The sequence below is a fragment of the Dehalobacter sp. DCA genome, from assembly GCF_000305775.1.
GTDB lineage: Bacteria > Bacillota > Desulfitobacteriia > Desulfitobacteriales > Syntrophobotulaceae > Dehalobacter > Dehalobacter alkaniphilus.
In genome coordinates, this window is sequence record NC_018866.1 from 2,243,213 (window position 1) to 2,268,217 (window position 25,005).

The 25,005-nt window shown below is 46.6% G+C and carries 20 protein-coding genes; 3 read left to right on the forward strand and 17 right to left on the reverse strand.

The features are described 5' to 3' along the window. Positions 1-142 precede the first annotated feature (142 nt). Complete coding sequence (locus DHBDCA_RS10845) at positions 143-571, reverse strand: acyl-CoA thioesterase (protein ID WP_015044251.1); 429 nt, start codon at positions 569-571, stop codon at positions 143-145. A gap of 282 nt (positions 572-853) precedes the next feature. On the opposite strand from DHBDCA_RS10845, the gene DHBDCA_RS10850 reads away from it, so the two are divergent. Further along, positions 854-3,013, forward strand: coding sequence for a PepSY domain-containing protein (locus DHBDCA_RS10850; protein ID WP_015044252.1), 2,160 nt, complete (start codon positions 854-856; stop codon positions 3,011-3,013). A gap of 46 nt (positions 3,014-3,059) precedes the next feature. Here the strand turns inward: DHBDCA_RS10850 and DHBDCA_RS10855 are convergent, their stop codons facing one another. Continuing rightward, positions 3,060-3,386, reverse strand: coding sequence for a hypothetical protein (locus tag DHBDCA_RS10855; RefSeq protein WP_015045362.1), 327 nt, complete (start codon positions 3,384-3,386; stop codon positions 3,060-3,062). A 183-nt stretch (positions 3,387-3,569) separates the two neighbouring features. Here DHBDCA_RS10855 and DHBDCA_RS10860 point away from each other — a divergent pair, with 183 nt between their 5' ends. After that, positions 3,570-4,388, forward strand: a complete 819-nt coding sequence (locus DHBDCA_RS10860) for a lytic transglycosylase domain-containing protein (RefSeq protein WP_015044254.1) — start codon at positions 3,570-3,572, stop codon at positions 4,386-4,388. Positions 4,389-4,665: 277 nt separating this feature from the next. Here DHBDCA_RS10860 and DHBDCA_RS10865 read toward each other — a convergent pair whose 3' ends face one another. From DHBDCA_RS10865 to DHBDCA_RS10910, 10 genes are all read right to left on the reverse strand, one after another. Then, positions 4,666-5,013 carry a cupin domain-containing protein gene (locus tag DHBDCA_RS10865; RefSeq protein WP_015044255.1) on the reverse strand — a complete coding sequence of 116 codons (348 nt, stop codon included), beginning with the start codon at positions 5,011-5,013 and terminating at the stop codon, positions 4,666-4,668. Between the two features lie 297 nt (positions 5,014-5,310). Further along, a complete protein-coding gene (pheA, locus tag DHBDCA_RS10870) occupies positions 5,311-6,498 on the reverse strand; it encodes a prephenate dehydratase (protein ID WP_015044256.1) in 1,188 nt (395 codons plus the stop codon). After that, positions 6,486-7,586 carry a chorismate synthase gene (gene aroC / locus DHBDCA_RS10875; protein WP_015044257.1) on the reverse strand — a complete coding sequence of 367 codons (1,101 nt, stop codon included), beginning with the start codon at positions 7,584-7,586 and terminating at the stop codon, positions 6,486-6,488. The genes pheA and aroC overlap by 13 nt, the downstream gene beginning before the upstream one ends. After that, on the reverse strand, positions 7,567-8,862 hold the full coding sequence (gene aroA, locus DHBDCA_RS10880) for a 3-phosphoshikimate 1-carboxyvinyltransferase (protein WP_015044258.1): 1,296 nt from the start codon (positions 8,860-8,862) through the stop codon (positions 7,567-7,569). The genes aroC and aroA overlap by 20 nt, the downstream gene beginning before the upstream one ends. Positions 8,863-8,874: 12 nt before the next feature. Continuing rightward, positions 8,875-9,738 (reverse strand): prephenate dehydrogenase, encoded by an 864-nt coding sequence (locus DHBDCA_RS10885; protein WP_242824897.1) that lies wholly within the window; start codon positions 9,736-9,738, stop codon positions 8,875-8,877. 21 nt (positions 9,739-9,759) lie between these two features. Next, on the reverse strand, positions 9,760-10,773 hold the full coding sequence (gene aroF / locus DHBDCA_RS10890; protein ID WP_015044260.1) for a 3-deoxy-7-phosphoheptulonate synthase: 1,014 nt from the start codon (positions 10,771-10,773) through the stop codon (positions 9,760-9,762). Between the two features lie 418 nt (positions 10,774-11,191). Then, positions 11,192-11,803, reverse strand: coding sequence for an FmdE family protein (locus DHBDCA_RS10895; protein ID WP_015044262.1), 612 nt, complete (start codon positions 11,801-11,803; stop codon positions 11,192-11,194). Positions 11,804-12,167: 364 nt separating this feature from the next. Beyond that, positions 12,168-13,010: a metal ABC transporter permease gene (locus tag DHBDCA_RS10900; RefSeq protein WP_015044263.1), complete on the reverse strand. Its 843-nt coding sequence runs from the start codon at positions 13,008-13,010 to the stop codon at positions 12,168-12,170. Then, a complete protein-coding gene (locus DHBDCA_RS10905; RefSeq protein ID WP_015044264.1) occupies positions 12,991-13,818 on the reverse strand; it encodes a metal ABC transporter ATP-binding protein in 828 nt (275 codons plus the stop codon). Before DHBDCA_RS10905 ends, DHBDCA_RS10900 begins: the two co-directional genes overlap by 20 nt. Beyond that, positions 13,815-14,798 (reverse strand): metal ABC transporter substrate-binding protein, encoded by a 984-nt coding sequence (locus tag DHBDCA_RS10910; RefSeq protein WP_015044265.1) that lies wholly within the window; start codon positions 14,796-14,798, stop codon positions 13,815-13,817. The genes DHBDCA_RS10905 and DHBDCA_RS10910 overlap by 4 nt, the downstream gene beginning before the upstream one ends. Positions 14,799-15,101: 303 nt before the next feature. Between DHBDCA_RS10910 and DHBDCA_RS10915 the strand changes: the two genes are divergently transcribed. Beyond that, positions 15,102-15,551, forward strand: coding sequence for a Fur family transcriptional regulator (locus DHBDCA_RS10915; RefSeq protein WP_015044266.1), 450 nt, complete (start codon positions 15,102-15,104; stop codon positions 15,549-15,551). Here the strand turns inward: DHBDCA_RS10915 and DHBDCA_RS10920 are convergent. The 5 genes from DHBDCA_RS10920 to DHBDCA_RS10940 all read right to left on the reverse strand — a co-directional run bounded on the left by DHBDCA_RS10920 (position 15,515) and on the right by DHBDCA_RS10940 (position 25,003). Then, positions 15,515-19,597, reverse strand: coding sequence for a UvrD-helicase domain-containing protein (locus tag DHBDCA_RS10920; RefSeq protein ID WP_015044267.1), 4,083 nt, complete (start codon positions 19,595-19,597; stop codon positions 15,515-15,517). The two genes, DHBDCA_RS10915 and DHBDCA_RS10920, sit on opposite strands and share 37 nt — an antisense overlap. Continuing rightward, positions 19,590-23,093 (reverse strand): helicase-exonuclease AddAB subunit AddB, encoded by a 3,504-nt coding sequence (addB, locus tag DHBDCA_RS10925; protein ID WP_015044268.1) that lies wholly within the window; start codon positions 23,091-23,093, stop codon positions 19,590-19,592. Before addB ends, DHBDCA_RS10920 begins: the two co-directional genes overlap by 8 nt. Before the next feature lie 129 nt (positions 23,094-23,222). Continuing rightward, positions 23,223-23,405 (reverse strand): transposase, encoded by a 183-nt coding sequence (locus DHBDCA_RS10930; protein WP_034378645.1) that lies wholly within the window; start codon positions 23,403-23,405, stop codon positions 23,223-23,225. A gap of 172 nt (positions 23,406-23,577) precedes the next feature. After that, positions 23,578-23,904, reverse strand: a complete 327-nt coding sequence (locus DHBDCA_RS10935) for a MazG-like protein (RefSeq protein ID WP_015044269.1) — start codon at positions 23,902-23,904, stop codon at positions 23,578-23,580. Positions 23,905-24,613: 709 nt separating this feature from the next. After that, on the reverse strand, positions 24,614-25,003 hold the full coding sequence (locus tag DHBDCA_RS10940; protein WP_015044270.1) for a 4Fe-4S dicluster domain-containing protein: 390 nt from the start codon (positions 25,001-25,003) through the stop codon (positions 24,614-24,616). Positions 25,004-25,005: the final 2 nt, after the last annotated feature.

The following is a 25,005-nucleotide window of genomic DNA, read 5'->3' on the forward strand; positions in this document are numbered from 1 at the left end:
TTTCTGTTATTTGGCTTATCTTTACTCTAGAGCAATAATTATTAAAAATCGGTAACCTGCGTTACAACAACTCCGATAATAACACCAAATAAAGACAAGAAAGTCAATTCAAAAAGGACCTGGCATCAAAAAATGATAATTATTACTTCTTCTTGATTTCTTCGTAGCGGCGAAACCATTCAGGAAATACTTTTTTGAATTGGACAGGCTTAAAATTGTCTTTCCGGACCAGAATATGTTTCGTGTGTCCTTCGGCGCAGACTTCACCGCTGTCGTTAACAACCTTGTAGCCGTATACCGTCCATAAACCCTGATTTTCTTCGACCCAGGTTTTCACGAACACACGCTCACCGTAGTGTACCGCTTTTTTATAGGTTACTTCGACTTGATAGACCGGAGCATAATACCCGGCTTCTTCCATATCCAGATAATGATATCCGGCATCTTCGACCAGCTGGCATCTTCCGAGTTCAAACCATTTCAGATAATTGGCGTGGTAGATTACGCCCATCATATCGGTATCGGCATAACTTACCTGGATTTCTTTTGTCGAGATCAAATATGGTTCCATTTCTTTCTCCTATTCTCAATTTTTCATATTTGACAGCTAATCATCAGCTATCTGTTATTTACTTTTCTTTTTAAGCCTCCAGCATTTCAACCGCCTTTGAATCCGATTCCTTTCTGGGTTCCATTTTCTTGGCATTGGTGATCTCTAAAATTTTTTATTAATCAGCTCGCAGAAAACAGGAAATATTTTCTTTCGGCTGCGTCATAATCGCTGCCTTATTACAGTCTATTTTAGCAAGAAAACGCATACAGATCAAAATGTTGTGAAAGGATGGTTGGAAAAATGAAACGTCATCGCTGGTTTATACTTCCTCTGGTTTTTGTTTTGATCTTCCAGCTGCCGGTACCGCTTTTGGGCGCTGATACCGTAACGCCTCAAACAGGTTCGGCGGAAACAAAAATCTCCCTGGAACAAGCCCTGCAGATTGTCAAACAAAATTTTGAAATTTCCAAAGAGCTGACCGAGTTCACTTCAAGCTTCAGCAATTATCAGTCCCGTCAGGTTTGGTCGCTGGACTGGAACACTTCCGGCAGCTCCGGCGGTAATTTTTCAGCACAGGTCGACGCTGTCAGCGGAGAAATTCTGTCCATATATTCCTGGCAGTCCGTCCAGGGCGATCAGGCCTATACACTTCCGCGGATAACCTCGGAACAGGCCAGGCAAATTGCGGAAACTACTGTCCAAAAATTAACCGGGCCGAAATATGCCAAATTGAAATTCCTCGAGAATAAGGCAATTGTTCCGATCAATCTCTATGGAGAGACCGTTTACAGCTACAATTGGCAGCGGTTTGAAAACGGCATCCCGTTCCAGGGCAACCTGGTCAGTGTACAGGTGAGTGCTTCGAGCGGCAAGGTCACTGCTTATAACATCATCTGGAATGATCTTAAGATCCCTGAAGTGAATAATATCATCAATGCCGGGAAAGCAACTGAATACTTTAATACCGCTAAACTTCTGGAACTGCAATACTTTCTGGCACCGGCTTATAAGCCATTGACCACAGCACAAAATAGTGAGAAAGTCCAGCTGGTTTATACCCTGAAAAACGGTGGAACAATCGATGCATTCACCGGAAAACCCTTGGTCCTGAACTCCGGTCAATGGCTGTTTACGAATGACCGGGCGCTGGGTGGACTTGGCTCGGCTGAAAGCGCAGCCAAATCCGTTCCTTTAACGCCGCAGGAACAAAAGGAAATCGCCGAAAATGCGAAGCTTCTACCCAGGGAAAAAGCGATTGAGGCCGTCAAGCAGTGGGTGGAAATCCCTTCGAATGTTACGTTGAAAAGCATCAATCTTTACCAGGATTACAGTCTACGCGGCGGAAAGGTATGGTCCTTTGAATGGGGAACCCCAAGCGGGTCCGGAGCCCAAACGATTAATGCCAGGGTCAATGCAGCCAGTGGCGAATTAATCTCTTTCTCTGTTTACTCCTCTTCCGCAAACGCCGACGGAAGCCATAATGCGATTACAAGCCAACAGGCCCAGACCATTGCGCAGGATTTTATCAGAAAAATCCAGCCGGCCAAATCTCAGCAGGTTAAACTCAATGCGGACAACACAGCCGATTCCGTCAAATCAGCAGAACTCACCAGCATCACGTTCAACTATGAACGGATCGTCAACGGCATTCTGTTCCCTTCCAATAACGTCAGCATTACTGTTGATTTGCAGACGAAGAAAATCACTTCTTATTATCTGAATTGGTGGAATCTCGATTTCCCGCAATTGTCGGAAGCAATGTCTCCAGCCAAAGTCCAGGAAATACTCTTCCAGGCTAGACCTATGCAATTGACCTATGTTCTGTTGTACGATCAAGGAGAAGCCAAGGAAGTCCGGCTTGTCTATCAGCCTTCCTCAGAAAGCAGTCAAACCTCCGACCTGATGGATGCCAGAACCGGATCATTTTTGGATTCCCAGGGAAATTCCTTAAAAGAGCAGCCTCAGGCTCATATCTTCACGGATATTGCCGGAAACACTGCGGAAAAAGAAATCACCGTGCTGGGAATGGCTGGATTATTCGGTGAATACGGAAGCCAGTTCCGGCCGACCGAAAATATCACTGCCAGTGCCTTCCTGCGGGCTCTTTACACAATAAAAAACGGCTCGGAGAACAATCTTTCCGATACCGATGTCGTGAAAAAAGCTAAAGAAGAAGGATGGATTCAGGATAACCTGGCCCCGTCCCAAATCGTTACCAAAGAACTGTGCAGCGAAATCATCGTCCGCTTCCTCGGACTTCAGAAAATCGCCGCGCTGAACCCAATGTTCCAGACTTCCTTCGATGATGTCCCGGTTGAAGAGCTCGGATACGCTTCACTCGCCACGGGTCTCGGCATTCTGAAAGCGGAAAATAGCAAATTTTATCCGCTTCAGCCTATGACCCGCGCTGATACAGCTTACGCCCTGATCAGAGCGTTTGAAACCGGGTTCAAATCTTAATTCCGTACGAAACCAGTAAGGAAATCACGACGGTCCATGTGCGAAACTAATAATAGACAGTAAAAATGTAACCGAGGGCTATCCCAAGGATGGCCAGTGTGAATCCACCAAATCTGAATCCTGTTTTAATCAGCGGGATTCTTTTTTGATTTCTGACTAAAAAATCTTCATTTTCTTTTTTCAGTACTTCCATCATTTTTTTCGGCTGCATAAAAGCAAAGAAGCCAAGGATGACATACGCGCCGAATCCCGCATAGACAAGGATGTCCAGATCCACATTGCAGCCAACTAAGAATGCTATCAAACTCAATATAACCAAGGTCAAGAAAACTTTCTCAAATAGGGTTGTCGATCTTTCAAAAAGAGGTTTCACCTTTATTATCCCACCTGCTGCAGTTGTATTGTATAAGTACTCATCTATTATAAAACAAGTCCGCAGTAAATTGTCCAGGTAAATAAAGACAATCCCATGCTTGCTTTCAGCGTCTGTTCATCGCATAATAATAGTTAAGACAAACAGTACGTTTCCATTTTTTTAAACAACCGGGAGGATCATATGAAAATTGATGCTCAAAACGAACTGCTGCAGCTGCAGCTTCAAAATATGGTCCAGGCGCTGGAAGGAACTTCTGAAAACTCCGAAGCTTTTCAGATGGTTTATAAAATGCTGTTGAAGACCATGCAGGAAGACAGTAATGTTACGTCGGATCTGTCAAGTCAGATGGATCAAACGGATCAGTCCAATACGTCTGGCCAGATGCAGATGCTCTATCTCTATAACCTTGTTAATCTGCAGAATTCATTGCTCAACACAGGAGACGGAACCGAAAGCCTGACCGGAACCGGGGACTTCCTAGGAACGAATAACATGACCTCATCCGGGCAGACATACAACAGTGCTTACAGTGCTTACAATATGAATAACATGAACAACATGAATAACACGAATAGCTCTTCCAACGCGTCTTCGACTGATGCTTCGATAAAAGCTGCGATTACGGGAGCTTCGGAAAAATACGGTGTGGAAAAATCTTTGATATCAGCCGTCATTCGTCAGGAATCATCCTTTAACCCGAACGCGGTCTCTTCAGCAGGCGCAATCGGCCTGATGCAGCTGATGCCGGCAACCGCCTCAGGGCTGGGCGTAACCGACCCCTTTAATATTGAACAGAATGTTGACGGCGGAACGCGTTATTTACGGCAGCTGATCGACCGTTACGGATCTACGGAGATGGCTCTGGCTGCCTATAATGCTGGATCAGGAACAATTCGGGCCAGAGGCGTCCAGGGGCCGGAGGATCTTGTGAAAATGCCTGCCGAAACAAGAAATTTTGTTCAAAACGTTATGAGTTACTATACAGGTAGAAGCGCCTAAGAGAAGCGGGGCATCTCAGCTTTTTCTAATATCAGCAGGGTTTACCTTTGGTGGAATCAATTCCTGCCAAACTGTTCGGCTTCGAGGACCGTGGGGGCATCGAACCCGGCGTCCGGGTAAGGTAACAATTATTTGAACAAAAAAACATACCAAAAGAACGTATTGAAAGAGGCTGCCACTTTATATTCTGGCAGCCCCTAAATCTTTATTCAAACAAATTGAAAAATGAAGTGGTCTTGACATTCTCAATTGATAGTATCCAAGGCAAAGATAAAGGTTACTTATCTCCTTCTTCGGGTACAATGCATAGGAATGAAAATTCTTTCCCGGAGTCATTCTGAAATTGATGGAGCGCACCTCCGGGAACATAGGCATACGCGCCTTCCTTCAGTACGTAATTCTGACCGTCTAAATGCAATGTTCCTTCGCCTGAAACAATATAATTAATATGGGGCCAATCATGCGTATGTCTGGGTGTAAAGCCGCCCGGTTCAAGCGTAAAGAGCCGCATCGTCCAGCCCTCCCAGCCTTCTTTGGGAGATACCAGTACTTTTTTGGTGGCACCCTGTATTCCTGCTCCCTGCATAGGAACCCCTGCCAATTCGTTCACATGGCCAACAATCATCGTTTCGCCTCCGATCTTATTTCTCTGTTTTATTAACTAAATATCAAGTTTACTCCGGTGATCGACTTATCGGGTTAGTCTGTGTGCCACAATTCCACTTTCGGCCGTTGTGTCATCCTTGACACGTCGCTCCCTGCCATCCTTGGCATCGCGACATTAGGCCATCCGTGGCCGTCAAAAGGCCGCGCTCCGTATCCAGCTCCGCTTGACGCTGGAACTGTGGCACACAGACTTAATCTGGGGTAATTAAGAATTAATGGATTCCTGAAACAACTCTATATTCGGTTTTTATTATTTTTACCTGTTTTGTCTATCTGACGGATAGTTCCCAAGCATCTGGAAGTAAGCGCTTTCTTTCTCGATCCCATCAACTGCTTTCTTGACCATATCATTATTCAGATTACCCTCGAAATCAATATAGAAGAGATATTCCCAGGTTTTATCCGTCATCGGACGGGATTCGATCTTCATCATATTCAGCCCGTTGCGGGCAAAATGACTGAGAACCCTGTACAATGAACCGGGTTCATGGGAAATGGCGACAACGAGACTGATCTTGTTGCCCGCGCTTCTGAGCTCAGGTTTTCTGCCAATGATGATAAACCGGGTGAAGTTCGCCGGATTATTGTTGATCTTTTCGGCCAGAATGTCAAGGCCATAGAGCTCCGCCGCTCGCCTGCTGGCAATCGATGCCAGAGCTTTCGAGCCTGCATCGGCGACTTTCTTAGCACTTACTGCGGTATTGCTGCAGGTTACCTGGTTCCATTCGGGATGTTTTCTTAAAAAAATACTGGACTGCTGAAAACCCTGGGGATGGGAGCATACTTCCCTGATATCTTCGAGTTTTGCTCCTTTAACCGCCAACAGGTTATGATCGATCTGGATACATTTTTCACCGACGATATAAAACCCAAACTGACAAAGCAGGTCGTAGACGTCGGCAATACCGCCGGTAAACGAATTTTCCAGCGGAAGAACCCCGTAATCAATCTCTTCTGCAGCCAACGCCTGAAACACATCTTCAAAGTTCACATAATTCTTGGCATTCTTGCCTTCCCCGAAATATTCCTTAAGCGCCTGTTCACTATAAGAACCCGGAATTCCCTGGAACCCGACCACATTTCCGGAAACACATTTCCCCAGTTCTCCGGTTTCCGACTCCTCTTCAATTTCCGAAATTTCCTGCCAGGAACCGGTTTCTGGCCTAAAAAAGCGTTCAGCCTGAACACCTTTACTAATACTCATGACAGCTTTGAGGAATTCTTCTGCAGTTTTAACTAGATCCTTGTTTTTGACCTGCTCAATTTTTTGCAGGACTTTATTCTCCCTGGATTCATCCAAGATATTAATGCTGTTCAAGATCTTATATTCAGCTACCTCAATGACGGTCTCCATTCTTGCTTCAAAAAGACGAAGCAGTTCGGTATCAATTTCATCTATCTTAGACCTGAGGTCCTGCAGTCTCCGATTTTTTAGTTCATCCACGTTACCCCATCCTTTTCTATCATCAAGTCCAATAAGGCCAGTGCAGCGGCGCTTTCTACGACAGGAACCGCCCGGGGGACGATGCAAGGGTCGTGTCTTCCCTGAACTGTGATTTGCGTCTCTTCCCTGATGGCCATATTCACCGTCTGCTGCACTTTGCCGATCGAAGGCGTCGGTTTCACGGCAGCCCGGAATATCAAAGGCATGCCATTCGTGATCCCTCCAAGGATTCCGCCATTATGATTGGAAAGCGTCACCACTTTACCGTCTGTGAGAGCGAACGGATCATTAGCTTCAGATCCTTTCATCTGCACAATTGCAAACCCAGCGCCGAATTCGACTCCCTTCACCGCCGGAACAGCAAACAGCAGATGGGCAATTTTGCTTTCAGCTGAATCAAAGAATGGCGACCCCAAGCCGGCAGGCAAACCTGCTACCGCTGTTTCAATCACGCCGCCGACAGAGTCCTCCTCGGCTTTGGCCTGAAGAATTTTCTGTTTCATCCGGGCACCCGCTTCTTCGGACAAAACTGGGAATTCTTGTTCTGTCAGTTCCCGGAGTAGACCTGAATCAATTCGAAGGTCATCAAAACGATCCTCTCCAATACCACCGATATTTAAAATATGGCTGCCTATCACAATGGCCTTCTTTTCCAGGATTTGTTTGGCAATGGCTCCAGCCAGCACCAATGGTGCAGTTAGTCTGCCGGAAAAATGGCCTCCACCCCGGTAATCGTTGAAACCCCTGTGTTTTACCATCGCGGTATAATCCGCATGGCCGGGCCGCACCGTGTCTTTCAATTCGCAATAATCCCCGGAGTGCTGATCCTTATTCCAGATCACACAGCAGAGCGGGGCTCCAGTCGTAGATCCATGAAAGAAACCACTTAGGATTTCAAATTCATCTTTTTCTTGCCGCGGGGTTGAAAGCGCGTTCTTCCCCGGTGCCCTTCTGGCCAGTTCCCGGCTGATGAAGGGCAGATCGAGCTTTAATCCCGCCGGCAGACCATCGAGTACGATCCCGATGCATTTTCCGTGTGATTCCCCAAACAGCGATAGTTTAAGGGTTTCACCCCATGTTCCACTCATCAGCTCTACCTCCCAATTTGCAAAAATCCTGCCAGAAATGCGGATATGATTTTTTGACGGCTTCGGCTCCGGTTAGAAACACAGGTTCTGTACACCTGACGGAGGCCACAGCCATAGCCATCGCGATCCGGTGATCGTTCCAGCTGTCGACGGTTCCGCCATGCAGGGTTTCTACCCCTTCGATGAGGAGCCCTTCCTGCAGTTCCTGAATCCTGGCCCCAAGTTTGTTCAGCTCTGATGCCGTTGCTTTGAGTCTGTCCGATTCTTTGATCCGGAGTCTTCCAGCATTAATGATTCTGGTTGTGCCTTTGCTTAAAGAAGCCAGGACTGCAAGCACAGGTACCAGATCCGGACACTGGCCGGCATCAATTACCATTCCCTCAGTCGGACCACCCAGCACTTCTAGACTGTCATCCATCCAATAAATTCGGGCACCCATCCCCAGCATCATATCGAGAATCGCCCTGTCCCCCTGCAGGGACCGAGCATTTAGATCCAGACATTTCAGACCGGACCCCAGTGTACCTGCCACCAGCCAGAACGCAGCCTGGGAGTAGTCTCCTTCAATGCGGCAATTAATTGCCTTATACCGCTGCTTTCCTGGAATAAAAAATTCCTGGTATGCGTTGTTTTGTACGGTTATTCCCGACTTTTCCAGCGCATCGATGGTCAGGTCAACATAACCGCGGGATTCTAGTTCCGTTGTAACGACAATTCTCGAATCTCCGTCCAAGAGCGGCAGCAAAAACATAAGTCCTGTAATAAATTGAGAGCTGACATTGCCTTTCAGTTTATACTCACCCGGTGAAAATCTCCCTTTGATCGTCAAGGGCAAATATCCGTCCCGGGTCTGATATTCGATTCCGTGCAGTTGAAACAGCTCATAATATGCGTCCAGAGGACGCTCCACCAGCTTGCCGGCACCGGTAAAGGTCACCGGGCTTCCTGTCAGTGTGGCCAGCGGTATCAGAAATCTCAGCGTAGATCCGGATTCCCGGCAGTTGATTGTTTCCTGCGCGATTTGAAGCTTCGGGTTCCCTTCCAGCCAAAGCGCGCCTGGTTCACCAGGGTTCGCCGAGACTTCCCCGACGGTTGTACCCAGAGACACCAGCCCGTCCAAGGTTGCAGAAATATCTTCAGAAAAAACAAGATTGTCAATGCTGCTGGTCCCCTCAGCCAGTGCGGCACATATCACTGCCCGGTGACTGATGCTTTTGGAAGGAGGTATCCTGATCTCCCCTGTTAAGGTTGAAGGTTGCAAGCGTAAGCACGTCAAGAAAATCTCTCCTTAAAACTTTTCTCTGCCCCGGCTGGCGTTCTCAAGCATTTGTTTCAGCGAATCCCGGTCCTTTTCTGCGACCGCCGTTCGGATCATCCGGACGTTTTCGATGAACACGTCAATTTGTTCTAAAATATTGTCTTTATTCTCGAGTAGAAGTTCACTCCAGAGCTCGGCATTCATTCTCGCGACCCGTGTTGCATCGCGGAAGCTGCCTCCGACAAAGCTGCCGGTATCCTCAGCACAGGAACTGTTCATCAGGGCGGCCGCAATGACATGCGGAAGCTGACTTGTCAGCGCAATTATTTCGTCATGTTTATGCGGTTCCATTCGGATCGGCTGTCTGCAGCCGAGACCAAGAATCAGCCTTTCCACCAGTCTCAAGCTTTCATTCTTCGTGCCGTCGATTGGGGTAATCAGATAGTTGGCCCCCCGAAAAATCTCTTCAGAAGCGTAGGCAAATCCGCTGGATTCTTTGCCAGCCAGCGGATGTCCCCCGACGAAGCTCAAATCTTCCCTTAAGACTGAACTAATCTCCTGAACGACTTGTTCTTTGAGTCCTGCTGTATCCGTAATCAGGGCACCGTGTTTAAAATAGGCCAGGTTGTCTTTTACAAACTGAACGGCAAGCTCCGGATAGATGCAGATCACAACAATATCCGAGCTTTGCAGCGGAATGCTTGCCTCCGTGAATCCTTTGCTGATCACACCCGTTTTTTCTGCTTGTTCCAGTACGCTGATGTTAACATCGATTGCCCAGATTTTCTTTGGTTTTAGTTTATTCAAAGCCATGGCGAATGATCCGCCAATAAGTCCCAGACCCACTACCGTAATTTCCATACTACCAAAGTCCGGTTCTTCCAAGAAATCCACCTCCAGGGATCATCTTATTGATTAAATAATCTTATTCTGTATAACCGCCAGCTGTCTCAGCGAATCCATTAAAGCCTCGAATCTCTCAGGTTTGATAGACTGCTGCCCATCACATTTGGCATTGGCCGGGTCGTTGTGCACTTCGATCATGACACCGTCGGCACCTACGACCATCGCTGCTTTAGCCATCGGTTCGACAAGCCACCACAGCCCTGCCGCGTGGCTTGGATCAACAATAACCGGAAGGTGACTCAGTTTCTTGATCACCGGCACAGCAGTCAGGTCAAGCGTATTTCGGGTGTAATTTTCGAAAGTCCGAATGCCTCTTTCACAGAAAATAACATTCTCGTTGCCATGCGCCAGAATATATTCCGCAGCGAGTAATAATTCCTCAATCGTCGAGGATAACCCTCTTTTTAGAATCACCGGTTTTTGAATTTTTCCGACTTCTTTTAAGAGTTCAAAGTTCTGCATATTACGGGCGCCGATCTGAATAATATCCACGTCTTCAACGAATCTCTCCAGATATTCAGTCGACATTAATTCCGAGACGATTGGCAGTCCTGTCTTGGTTCTGGCTATTTTCAGAAGTTCCAGACCATCTTCTCTTAAACCCTGAAAGCTGTACGGTGAGGAACGCGGCTTAAAAGCGCCGCCTCTTAAAAAAGCAGCCCCGGATTTTTTGACCGTTTCGGCAATGCCGACGATTTGCGTTTCACTTTCTACCGAACACGGACCGGCAATCACAGCAAAGGTGTCGCCGCCGATTTTTCTGTCCCCGACACTGATGACCGTATCTTCCGGGTGGAATAAACGGTTAACCTTTTTAAATGGCTCCTGAACATGAATGACTTTTTCAACATAATCATTTGCATGCAGCGTGTCCGGGTCAATGCTGCTGGTATTCCCGATCAATCCAAGAATATGGTAGTTCACGCCTAAAGACTCATGAACCTCACATCCTAGGTCCAATATCTTCTGTTTCATCTTCGCGATCTCCTCTGGTGGCGTCTTCGGCCTCATCACAATAATCATTTTTCCTACCTCCTTAAACTGTCCTACTTACTTACATGATACTACTCAAGCTTGAATAAAAACAGAAGGCTCATTATTTCTAATGAGCCTTCTTTAACAGTATCGTATTTCAACTTCGGTTTCTCTCGACCGGGGTCAGGCCGCAAGGCATTTTCCCGGACGCTCATTAGTGAAGAGAGAAAGTATTCGATTGTAGAACAACCAAAAATAACCGGTGCTAAAATAAAAATAATAATAGCACTGGCTAAAGCTTCTAAACGTAAAGCTATTGATTTTGATTTGTTCTAGCATTCTCTTACCGTTAAGCATTTTCATTCTCCCAAAAGGTACTTTTGAGTTTTGTTCATTATACCGTATAAATTCTTTGGCTGTCAAACGAAAATCAAATTAGTTTCGACAATCATCTAAACAATTCTGGTTAACGCCATCCCCTGGTGTAAGTCTCATTGCAGTCGGAACAGATGATTTTTCCTTCGACAAGATGCGCTTTGACTTCCGCAAATGGCTCCCCGCATTGAGAACATACGACTGTCTGAAAAATTCTGGCCGGTTCAATCCCGGGCATAGTGACTTCGGTAACCGTAAATAATCCATCAGCAGGTGCGGCCAAAAATTTTTCAATTCTGTCCTTCTGCAGCGTCCCCCAGACTGCCTTTTCCTCTTCACTGGCCGAATCGGCTGATATCTTTGCCTTCAATTCAGTATATTGTTCATCATCAGGTTTGTTGCCGAGTTTTCTTAAAATCCTGACCGCTTTGCCGGATTTGCGGTTGGCCAGCGTGACCGCTTGTTTGCCGGCATCCTTATAAATCAGATTACCCTTTCCGAGCGTACAACCGGTAAGTACCTGGATCGCATCAACGCCGCAGGCATCGTTTTCGACGACCGCAAACAGTTCTTCATCAGCCGCCCTTGTCACACCAAGCGCATTGAGTCCGATAAACGCCTGTCTGAAGCCAATTGCAAGTCCCATGCATTGATGTCCATGAAATTCAACACATTTTTCCCAGGGTGTTTTTTCTCTGCACATGATTGGTCAGTCCTTTCTTAAATAACGCGGTAAGCTCATTCAATCGTCACTATTGCTTCAATCGGTAGTTCTAAAATTAGTATACCTATTATACACTATAATTCACTGGTACAACGTTCTCAAATTATTTTCACGTATTTATTAGGGCTAGTCTAGGGGCCACAATACCGCTTTTCGGCTATTGTGCCCTCCGTGGCACAAAAAGCCGCGCTTCGCATCCATGCTCCGCTCGCAGCGGAACTGTGGCCCCCAGACTGATTATCAGCCTGTTTAAGTTCGTCTGCATGCCAAAATTAAATCAATTTGAATGCTGGATATGTTTACTTATTTCCAAAGCGTTCTACTAGAATGGTCATCGTAGATCTTATCTTGTTGAAACTTTCCAGATAAATGTCACGGCAAAGAATAGGGCAAGCACCAGAACAATGGTGGCGCCTGTTGCCGTTCCCCAAAAATAGGACAGGATCAGTCCTGCCAGACCGGAAATCAAGGCGATGATCACGGCAAAGACATGATACTGCCTCATGTTGGACGCCAGGTTTCGGGAAGCAGCTGCAGGCAGGACAAGCAGGGAACTGATAATCAGAATGCCTACCCAGCGAATCGCGAACGTTACCACAACGGCGATCACGATTGCAAATACAAATTCATAAAGGCGGATATGAATTCCCCGGCTTTTGGCCAGGGATTGATTGACACTTACCAGCAGCAGCTTGTTGAACCAGCCTGCCCAAAACACCAGCACCAGCACAAAAATCAGGGCTAGAATTCCCAGCTCTGAAGGGGTTATGCTTAACAGATCACCGATCAAATACCCGGAGTACTTGCTAAAACCACCGTTACGTGACAGGATCACGATGCCCAGCGCAACTGCCGTTGAGGAAAATACGCCGATGATCGTATCCGTCGATGCCGTATTGGCATTTTTAACACTAATCACCGCAACCGCAAACAACACCGAAAAAACCAGCAGAGCCCAAAAAGGGCTTTGTATCCCGAGTACAACTCCCGCCGCAACGCCTGTCAACGCCGAATGTCCCAACGCATCTGAGAAAAAGGCCATCCGGTTATTCACGATCATTGTGCCGAGGATGCCCAAAATGGGCGTCACCAGAAGAACAGCCAGCAGAGCGTTCTTCATGAAATCATATTCCAGCCAGGCCAGAGGAAGCAGGGCATCAAGCATCCTATACCATTGTTCGATCATTGGCTTGTTCTTCCTCTTTTCTTTTGGATTCAGCGTTTCCTTTGGCCCACCCCATACCAAATGTTTCAATCACTTTCTCGTTGTCGAAGACTTCAGCAGCGGTTCCACAGCATTCGATGGTCGCATGATTCAGCAGTATCACGCGGTCCGCATATTTGACCACGAGATTCAAATCGTGCGAAACAAGAATAATCGATAAGTCATAGTCCTGACGCAGCCTGGAGACAATATCATAGAACAGTTCCAATCCTTTCTGGTCGATACCAGACACCGGTTCATCAAGAAACAAGAGATTTGGGACGGGGTCAAGCGCCAGCGCGAGCAATACTCTTTGCAACTCCCCTCCGGATAGCGCACCTAGTTTTCTGTTAAGGAGATGTTCAGCCTGCACAAGCGTCAAATTCTTTTGAACACGTTTTTTTGTTTTTTGAGAAGAACCGAGCCAGACGGGAAAACGTTTGTAAGTCGCCGTAAACAAGTCCAGCACAGTGACCGGCGAACTATTGTCAAAATCAAGTTTCTGCGGGACATAGCCGATGACCGGACGGCCCTTTTTGTTATCTTTAGGATCAAGAAATTCAATCGTTCCCGTGTGTGGAATTTCACCAAGGATGGCTTTAAACAAGGTTGTCTTACCAGCTCCGTTCGGTCCAATCACCGCAGTTAAATCACCACAGTATATTTCAAGATTAATATCCTGCAGTATTTCTTTGTTATTCAGTGTTACCCCGAGGTGGTTGATCCGGGTACGGCATAAGCCGCATCCACATTCTTCATTTAATTCATGATTGCAGCATTTATTTTTCATTGGAGGGCCTCCTGCAGTGTCTGCAGATTTTTATCCATCAGATCAATGTAAGCATCCGCTTCCAGCGGGCCCGTGACGATCGGGTCAAGGTAATAGACCCGGGCACCTGTTTCGTTCGCAATTGTCTCTGCCGTATCCGCAGAATACTGAGGCTCGGCGAACAAAGCCTTGACGTTTAATGCTTTGATTTTTTCGATAGTTTCCGTCAGTTCTATTGGGCTGGGTTCTGATCCGGGCTCCCGCTCGATCACTGCTGCCACATTCAAATGGAATTCTTCGGCAAAGTACGGGAATGCCTCATGAAAAGTCACGATATCCCGGTTCTTTACCCCATCCAGGGCCTGGTGCATTTTATCTTTTTCCTGTTCGAGCTTCGCAATATACGCTGCAGTATTTTCCTGATATTTTTCAGCATTTTCGGGATCAAGAACCGCCAGCTGATCGCCAATATTCTGAACCTGTCTGATCGCTTTAGATATACTCAGCCACACATGCGGATTTTCCCTTGTTTCATCCTGAATCAGGGTAATCCCTTCACTGGCGTCGATGATCTTCAAATCCGGCATCTGCTCTACAACCTTACCGAGGAATGATTCCATTCCCGCGCCGTTGATCACCAGAGCCTTAGCATCTTCCAGGCTTTTCAGATCTTCAGTCGTCAGGGCATAATCGTGGAGACAGCCGGTTGTAGGTTTGGTCATATTGACGACAGTCACGTTTGGAATATCCTTCGTGATGTTTAAGGTGAATAGATAAATCGGATAGAATGAAGTCGCAATTTTCAGCGATCCCCGACTGTCATCCGTATTCACCGCTGCACGCTCTTTCGCACCGCACCCGCTTAAGGTTACCATGATTGCCAGCAAAGCCGCGCAAAAAGGTTTCGCCCATTTAAAAAACATTTCTTTCCTTTTGGTTCTATTTGCCCTATTCATTGCCGTCTTATCAATCACAGCCGTCTTTGCGATCTTAGCAGTCATCAACTAATTTCCCCTATTTTCTTTTTTGCAAATGGTTTGCATTTGCATTAATATATAAATTGATTATACTACAAAAGTATGCATTTTATTCCCCTTGATTTAGAAATTATTCCAAATATTTTTTGGCAAAGTCATTAATACTTTGTGAAGCTGTGTAAAAGTATTACAATAGAGTCAGAGTCAGATATATAAGGCTGAAATCATTAAAAATCTTCTGGAGCGACTGACAAAAACAACCTCATGATCAATTTGGGGGACACTGTTCCGTTGTGCGCAAAAATTTGACTAAAAGGACTGAATTCTTTGCCTGAAAACCAGCAAGACCCATTAAAAGAAATCATGAAAAAAGCAGGGATCAAGAATACCAAGCATAGGAACTTGATATTTGACCTGCTTCAAAATGCGGAAGAACCTCTGACGGCTGAGGAGATTTTTATTTCTCTAAAAGATAAAAGTTCGTCCATTTGCCTTTCTACCGTCTATCGTACGCTGGAAAAGCTGATGTCGGGCAATCTGCTTCTCAAAACAAATATCTCAGATGACGGCAAAGCCAGATATGAACTGAATCATGACCAGCATAAACACTATCTGATTTGTATGAAGTGCAACAAACGGATCTCGATTGCGGACTGCCCAATGAAAGAATTCGAAAAGGCCCTGAAAGACCAGGCCAATTTTGATGTGATCCAGCACAAACTGGAAATCTACGGTTACTGTCAGGACTGCAAGACCTCGCCGCAGCTAAAAAGATAAAAGTACTTTTCTTTGACTTTTTTCCCTGTCAGCATTTCCAGCGCCCTGGCGTAATAGAGAATCTGCTGGCGGTACCTTTCTAGAATAATGCGGGATCCGCCTTCCGGAATCTGGTCCGTCTTATAGTCAACCAGGACAATCCCATCCTCTTCCTCAAAATAACAGTCAATAATGCCCTGTAACAGGACGACCTCCTGCCCGCAGACACCTGCCGCCATGTCGGAGAATACTTCCCGGCATGGTATTTCTATATTGAAGCGGACTTCACGGTTCACACTGCCTGAAGCCTTCATTCTGCATCCGAGCGGAGATTCGAGGAAAAGTCGTATCTTTTCCGGATCGACGCTTTCGGCCTGCTGCTCTGTAAGCAGTTCTTTTTTAACCATTTCCTGAATCTGACTTGGGATATCATCGTGTTGAATATCCAGGTGCTGCATGACAAAATGCAAAATTGTTCCGGCTTCTGCCGCATTCAGCCCTTTCTTTTCTTCGAGAAATAACGGCTTTTTGATCAGCTGCGGCAGGGAAGCCGATCCGTTTGCAAGCCCCAGCCCCATCTCTTCCGAAAGCTCCGCTTCCAGCCGTCTCTTCAGTTCGGTGACAGAGACTTTGGGCGGGATTCGGGTACTGGCAGTGAAGGTATACTCCCAGCCAAGCCTTCGCGCAATCTCTTTCTTTACATCTTTGCGGTGGAGCCGATCACTGTCGCTGTCGTTATTATCACGATTATCTCTACTATCGTTATTATCGTTTTTATCATCATTAACTTCGGTATCACCGTGATCTTCGGTCTCCTGATGTAAACCGGCCAGCCATCGGATGAATGTTTCTTCTTCCTGTTCCTGAACGGCTGATCTGCCAAGAAGCTCATTTTTTGTCCACATGCGGATCTGCCATTCGGACGGATCGTCAAGCAGACCGTTTCCCGGTGCTCCCTCTGTTACATCGGTAGGATACCCGAGCCAGCCGGTCCGAGTGGCAGTGCTGCAGCCCCGGTGCTTTATGAGTGCCGGCCCGATCCAGTCCAGATATTTTTCTCCTTTGAATACTTCGTATGCAGGCAGCTTTTCCTGATCACCTGCAGCAGCTTTAGACCATTTATTCAACGCCTTCCGGGCATTGGAAACTGCTCCGGAGATAATCAGCTTTTCCCTGGCTCTGGTCAAGGCCACATAGAGAATCCGCATTTCTTCCGACAGGGTCTCCATCCTGATTTGTTCCCGAATTGCATATTTAGGAACAGACGGATACGCTATCCTGAGCCTCGGATCCGCAACGTCAGGACCGAGTCCAAGCTCCTGGTGAAATAAAATACTCCTGTTTAAATCCTGAAAGTTAAATTTCTTGCCGCATCCGGCCAAAATAACGACCGGGAATTCCAGCCCTTTGCTTTTATGAATACTCATAATCCGGACGACATTATCATTTTCACCAAGGATTTTAGCACTGCCAAAATCACCCTGGTTGCTTTTTAGCTTGTCAATGAAATTAATAAAATTGAACAGCCCTTTAAAGCTCGTTTCCTCATATTGTCTGGCCCGTTCAAATAGAATCCGGAGATTGGCCTGACGCTGCACGCCCCCAGGCATCGCTCCGACAATCCCATAATAGCCTGTCTCGGTATAAAGCTGCCAGAGCAGCCTGTCGGCAGACAGATATTGAGCGGTGTCCCGCCATCTGTGAAGGTTGTTCAGGAACATTGCTGCTTTCTTTTTCAGCGTTTCTTTTTCAGGTGTTGCGTTTTTCATCTTTTTTATCTCAGATTTTCCGTCCACGAGTTGGTTCTGAAATTTGATTTCCGGCTTACTGCTCTCTAATTCGTTATCAGGCTTTCTGCTCTCTGGTTCAGGGGTATCCTCTTCTGCCGTCTCTTCCACCAACTGTTTGATCGCCTCATAGATTGGCACATGCCGTCTGTTAAGCCGCAGCCCGGCGAGTTCATCAGATGAGAAAGCGGCCAGCGGCGATCTCAGAACGGCCAATAACGGAATATCCTGCAACGGATTATCAATGATCTGGAGCAGTGACAGGATTACCTGTACCTCGGAAGACTTGAAAAATCCTGTGCCGGTATCAGCAAAGGCAGGGATGCCAGCCGCCGTCAGTTCCTCTGTGAATACCTCGGACCAGTTCCGGGTGGTCCGGAGAAGAATGACAATGTCGCTGCAACGCAGCTCTCGGTATGCTTTGCTTTCCTTATCATAAACTGCCGTCCGTCTGCCCTGTTCGTCCGGCTGGAATAGCTCCTCTATCCTTCGTACCGCAAAACGGGCTTCACACTGGATCGCATCCAGCATACCCGGGTCAATCTGTTCCGTTTCATCAGAGAGTCCATTTGAGGCGTCCGCAAACTCCGTCAATTCCTGTTCTTCCTGACCTGAACTGTCAGAAAATCCGTTTTCCTGATCCAACCGCTCCGGATCACCTGTTTGAATAAGATGAAATTCTACGGATCCGCCAACAGTCAGCTGTTCCTGGTCATTTTCGGCAAAGACGGCTCCCGGATTCAAAGCCTCGTTGTCATTGTAGTCCAGTTCCCCGACCTGCACCGACATGATCTGCCTGAAAATGTAGTTAACAGCATCAACCACTTCCCGGCGGCTGCGGAAATTCTTATACAGGCAAATTTTCCGATGGCTGGCGCCTTGTTCCGGAGAGTAACTGTGATACTTCTCCAGAAACAGTTCCGGTTTAGCCTGTCTGAATCTGTAAATACTCTGTTTGACATCTCCGACCATAAAGACATTCGGTCTGGCTGATCCTGTGCGGGAAATCATCTGAAGCAAAATCTCCTGGACCAGATTGCTGTCCTGGTACTCATCGACCAGAATTTCCGCGAAACGTTCCTGATAGCGTTTGGCTGCTTCAGACGGCACATACGCTCCCGTTTCATCCTGCACCGTCAGAATTTCGAGGCAAAAATGCTCCAGGTCATTAAAATCCACCAGAGACTTGCCATTCTTTTTCAACGCATATCTGCGTTCAAATTCAACAACCAGTCTGCTCAGACACTGCATCAGCGGCCGAAGGGTCTGCAAATCTGCTCTGATTTCTGCCGAATCAGCTGCCAGAGCCCGTTCTTTCAGTTTACCAATCTTCTTTTTGACCTGATCCCGGATTTCTTTGACCTGCTCCTGAACAGCTTTATCCGCATCTTTGCCGGCTGACGGCAGTCTTTGAAACGGGTAGTTCCGGACTGTTTGGCCAAGGTCATCCCATCTGGCATTACGCTCTTCCAGACAAAGCTCCCGGATATGCTGTAAAAAGCAGTATTCTTCCTCGAAGACAGGACGGTATTTATCCAGTCCGGCACCAGGCTGCAGAAGCGCAACTGCGGCCTGCATATTCTGTATCAGTCCCTCAATTTCGAGCCCGATACTTTTAAGCAGGACTTTTCCCCAGCAGGTCTGACTGAAATCCGTACCTTCGGGTATGCCGAAACGCCCTGTCATCTCTGCAAGCCATTTTTCCGGCCAGGGACTGCTTTGTATAAACGTATGCAAATTCAGCACCATGTCCTGTAAGGCCTGATCGTCCCTGTTGCCGCCATAACACTCTAAAAGTTCAAAAAAATCCTGATTCTCGGCATTCTCTTCATACATTTCATCGAACAGGTCATTGAGTACTTCCATTTTCATCAGCATCGTTTCCGTCTCATCGGCAATCCGGAAAGACGGATCAATATTAATGGCCTGGAAGTTACTGCGGATGACCTCAAGACAAAACGAGTGAATGGTTGTAATACTGGCTTTGCTCAACAGCGTCAGCTGTTTTTGCATATTGGAAGACCCCGGATTGCTTTCCTGTACTGCAGCGAGCGCTTCGGCAATCCTTTCCCTCATCTCTGCCGCAGCTGCATTGGTAAACGTCACCACGAGCAGCCGGTCAATGTCCACAGGATCATGGCTGTCTGTAATTCTTTGGATGATCCGTTCCACAAGCACGGCCGTCTTGCCGGCCCCGGCGGCCGCTGCAACCAGCAGGTTGCAGTCCTTGGCCGTAATTGCTTCCCATTGTTCATTCGTCCATTTCGTCTGATCAGTCATGATTTTGTTCCGCCTTCATGATATCGTTCCAGATTTCCTCATCCCCACGGTCGGTCAGCAACCGGAAGCTGTTTTCCTTTCTGGCCGGATCAAATTGGCAGACTGCTGCGTAGCAGCAGTAGGTACACGAGGTTATCCGCTTTTTCTTGTACGGCGTGATCGAAACACTGCCGCTCATCATTTCCTCACATAAGTTTTTCAGAAGGTTTCGGACATATTCTCTGAGGATTTCAAATTGTTCCAGGGTAGCTGCCGATGATTTGCCCAGAAGGTCTCCCTTATTGATCCTGGCCGGAATAATTAGCGAAGTGCCGTCGATGGTCCGATCCATTTCCTTAATCAATTTGACATCCGCGAGCAGCAGGCCCTTCATCTTAAGCTGTTTCATAATGTCCAGCTCGATCTCTTCCTCCGTAAGCCTGCCGTCGGCCCTGACGATAGGATCATCGATCCGGAAATACAGGATGCCTCCCGGCAGGACTGGTTTTTCCGTCTCCAGCCCGCTGTTCTGCCAGAGGGCATCGAGATACGTGAACAACTGGATCTGCAGTCCATAATAAACGTCGGCCAGTTTGAAATCCTTGCTCCCAGATTTATAATCCACGATTCTGAGGTAGGTCCCTTCTTCAGCTTCCAGCGCATCGACCCTGTCAATCCTCCCGCTTAAAGATACCTTCCGGCCTGAATCAAGTTCAATCACAATCGGCGGGAACTTTTCCCGCTCGCCAAATCCAAGCTCATAACCCAACGGCTCAAAGCCGCTGCGCCTGAGGTGCTCCGCAATCATCCAGACCGCACGCGTGATAACCCTTTTCAGTCTCAAGGCAAGTGAAGTATACCGTTGGGAGGCTGTGAGTCCGGAACCCTGCATATTCTGAAGTATTTCGTCTACAATCGCCGAGACTTTTTCCCGGCACCACGGTCTTTCCATCTCTCGCCAAGAGATTTGCTGCTGTGCCGCCTCCAGCGAAAATCTTTCAAGAACGGCATGCATAAACGTCCCGACATCCGGCGGGCTAAATTGATAAATCTTTCTTTCTTTGGCTTCAAGTCCATATTGAAGATAAAATGCGAACTGACAGGACGCATATTTTTCGAGCCTCGATGCACTGGTATGAGCCGATGCGCCATACAATGCCGTTATTTTTGCTGAGCTGACCGGCTCGGCAATATTTCTGGCTGAAAATGCTGTCTGAAGCGCCTCACAGCGCGGTTTCCATTCTTCCAGTCCATTGTACCAGCGATAGACATCCTGCCACCAGCCGTTGATTTCCAGCCCTTCTGCCTTACAGCGGAAAGCTGCAACCATTTGTTTAAAAGAAGGGGATTTCCCTGTCAGCAGCTCAAGTTCATCACTTTCGATCCAGGTGTTTTTTGTCTCGGCATTTTCTTTACCAGCAGCAAACCTGGATAGCACTGGAATCAGCGTACTGTTTTCCGAAATTTCCGGGAACAGCTTCCTCAGCCGGTAAATCACCAACGAAGGCCGCAAGCTTCGGCCTTCCTGGTCGGCGATCGGCCAGCTCAGGTGAAGATAAGAAGATGCGGTCGTCAAAGATCGGTAAATCAGATACTGGGCCTGAAAAGCCTGCGTTCGGGTGTCATTAGCCAGTTCGACACCCAATGTATTCAGCACAGCACGGTCCGCATCAGCCAGGATGCCTTCCGTCTGAGCAGAGGAAGGGAACACCCCGTCATTGACCCCTAAAATAAAAAGTGCTTTGATCTCATGGCTTCGAAACCGCTCGATGCTGCCGATCAAAACCTGATCCAGGGAAGCCGGTATCAACCCGATCCGGTATTCGGCAAAGCCAATTTTCAGGGTATCCGCAAAGTTTTCAAGACTCAAAGGCTCCTCATCCATGATCTCCACAGTCTGATCCAGTACGTTCATCAGGATATTCCAAACCTGGCCGTATTCATTAGCCAGACTCAGCATTCCCTGCCTTCTGAATTCTTCCATGGCTGTTTCCAGCCTGGCCGGGACGCCTATCCCGCAAAGAAAATCATATAAGGCCTCGCAGATTTCCGAAGCCTTTTTTCTGTTCTTGGTTTTGGCGCGGAATTGAAGAAGCGGGGCTACAATCTCGCGTCTGGTCTGATTGATCTCCTTCAGCTCCGTTTCGGCCTTTTCCACATCTTGAGACCGGTAATTTTCTTCCGGCAGTAAGCCTGGACGCATTGACCAGTCTTCATTTTTCGTCCAGCGGCTTCCGCGGACTCCGCAGGCCAGTACATAATTTTCAATGCGGTCCATACGCTCCCTGTCCAGACCGGTCAATCCGGTTTTCAGATACGCAAATACCGCTTCATAAGACCAGTGGTCGTTAAATATGTCGAGCATCGCCAGAATCATTCTGACCAGCGGATGATCCGTGATCTCGGTCTTACTGTCCAAAAAATACGGAATTTCATACTCAGCAAAAACAGTTTCCAGGAAACTCCGGTAGCCGTCCAGATTTCCGGTGACTACGGCGATATCTCTGTATCTGAGCCCTCCATCCCGGCAGAGCCTGACTATGTCTGCCGCTGCAGCTTCAATCTCCGTATAGACATTCACCGAAGCATGCAGGGAGATATCCCTGGTTGCTTCTGGATATACCCGGTACGGATAGGCATCATAATATCGTTCGAGGTGGGACAACTCTCTACTGTAGCGGAACCTGGGCAGAGGAACTTCCGCCAAATGAACCGGCGGCTCAATCTTCAAACCCGCCTCCTGGCAGATTTTCTTAAACTTACGGTACACGCCTTTAACTTCAGAGAATACATCGGTTTCCATCAGACCTTCTTCATCAAGACAGTCCGTACACAGACAAATGTTCACCCTGTTCACCTTAAGCAGCAGCCTTGTGATGACTTTGTATTCCTGCGGTGTAAATCCGGCAAAACCATCAACCCAGATTTCTGCGCCGTCAAAAATGTTCGTGGATTCCAGCTTGACTGCCGCCAGGGCAAGATCATCGTCACTGTCCCGGTATCTTTGCCGGATCAATTCCTCGAACCCGAAATAGACGGCATTCAGTTCGGTCAGTTTGTCCTTGAGCGGCTGATCCGCCATACCGGCAATGACGTTCTGCAGATCTTCCGGCGTGACATTATATCTTTTCAGTTCCGTGATCAACCCAGAAAGCGAGCTGACAAACCCCTTGCGGCCGGCTGATCTCGCATAGAACTTCAGTTCGTCTTTGATCTGCGTTAAAATTCGATAAATCAGCATGCTTTTGCCGGCTGGATGAATATGCGGATACGTGATTCCACCCGCCTCATTAAATACCCTGAATGCTAGGCGGCGGAAACTTAATACTTCCGTCTTTAAAATACCGCCGGTCTTCAGCACATTAATCAAGTCTCTCTCCGCCTGCAGCGTATACTGTTCCGGCACAAGCAGCACCAGCGGATGATCCGCTCCGGTGTTGATACGTTCCTTTATTTCGTTCAAGCAATAGCTGGACTTGCCGCTGCCGGACCGTCCATAGATAAACCTAAGACTCATCCTGATGTTCTCCGATCATCTGAGAATTAACTAACTAGTTTCTCCTGAAAAAGTCCAATTTGCAAACTGATTATACCAAATCAGATTTTGGGTAGACCCTATTCTCTAACTTTTTTCATTTTCCTTATGTCAATTTGCCGCTTCCGCTGCCAGAAAATGCATCATTAGCGTGTTTAGCCAACTTATTAAGCCAGCCATGCAAAGTATTAGCACTCTAATATCTAACTCACGTGCGACTTTGGCAACCGGTTTGCCACTTTCCTTAAAGCGACTGACGGCCATCAATTTGTATTCGCGATCAAATGTTCTCAAAATGGACACCTCTGTGATTAATTTTATCACACGTTCTGTGTGTCCATAAAATCGCGGTAAGGTCACTCTGTCTTTTCTTGAATGAAACTACTGCAAAAATTGTACAGAATATTGGTGCCAGAAACGAAAAACTAAAATCTTTTGAACTAACCGGAAAGGGCAATACCTTTGTTTAATCGGCCAACTGCTTTTCTGTTTTGCTTAAAAATATCTGCAACGCTTCACAGATATCGATATTCATACGCTCAGCTAAAATAATCAGCCACCATATGCATTCACCAAGTTTATGCTCCAGTTCAGACACTGTCTCTCCACTTTTTGGCCAACGCTCTTGCTGAGACATTGTCAGACGCCCCACTAAACCAGCGTCTGTCAAAAAAGCCAAAGCATCTTCTTCTACTGTCCATTCTTTTTCATGATATTGCCTTTCCAATTGATGATAGCATTTTCTTATTTGAACGGAACGTTCAACTACCTCACTAAAGTTCATATCTTTCATATCACATCTTCTTTCTTAATAAATATTTAGTATACATGCCGTTATTATATCACGTTAAACTTGATGACAGCATGTCATGTTAAATTCAGTCTTTTCAATTGTAATAGGTGTAACAGGCAATAAAAAGGTTATACATGTCACTAAATAAAAGCATATCCTCATTAGCTTTACCTGATGGCGGATGATTAAATTGTTCTTTGAGTCTATATAAAAGCAACGGCAAATATTTGTCATATGTTTCTGAGGCATATTCTCCCAAGCAAAATTAACTATGGGAACGTAACGAAACTTGGTTTCGCTGCATCCCCATTTTGTAGAAAAAATAAACATATTCATTTAATTTTAAAAATGTTGAATAGACCTGTTCCAAAATTATTTCGGGCGAATAACCGCGTACTTCTCTCTGGAATAAGTAAGAATCACTGTGAAAGCTGTAAGCAACATGTCAGCTCTAAAAACACTGTTAGTTATCGGGTATTCTTTTTCATTCATCTCTTCGAAAAGCTCGGCAAATATTTAGTGTAATTTATATTTTGGCTATTACCCTTCCCAAAAATATTTTGAAGCTTACAAAGCAAATATGAGGGAGCTTTTTTGGCTTATTTGAGCCATTTTTTCTTCTGATTTGGTCTGAGCCTTTATGGATCAGGTACACAGAGATGCACGTGCCATATTATTCTATTTCATCTGTAACTACCGCGATATCCATTTAATACTTACTGAAATCCTGTTTGGATTTTTCTGCGGATACAGGTCGTTGTAGCGTAATTACCGTATTCGCTTTCTCTGCACTACTTACCGGATTGGTATAGGCATATTCCATTGACAGTGACTTTTTGGCACACCCTTCAAGACAATAATTGCAGGTAATACAAGACAGGAAATCGATTGTCCAAGTTTTCTCCTCCCTGTTGACCATAATCGCTCCTGTCGGGCAATGTTTTTCACATAGGGTGCAGAAATTGCACAGACTCATATCGTTGGCAATTTGTCCGCGGGTCGCTTCAAATACTTCATTCTTAACAATCGGGTACATTTTGGTAGACGGTTTGCTAAACAAACTCTTCATTAGTATTCTGGGCATCGGAAATACAGACATCT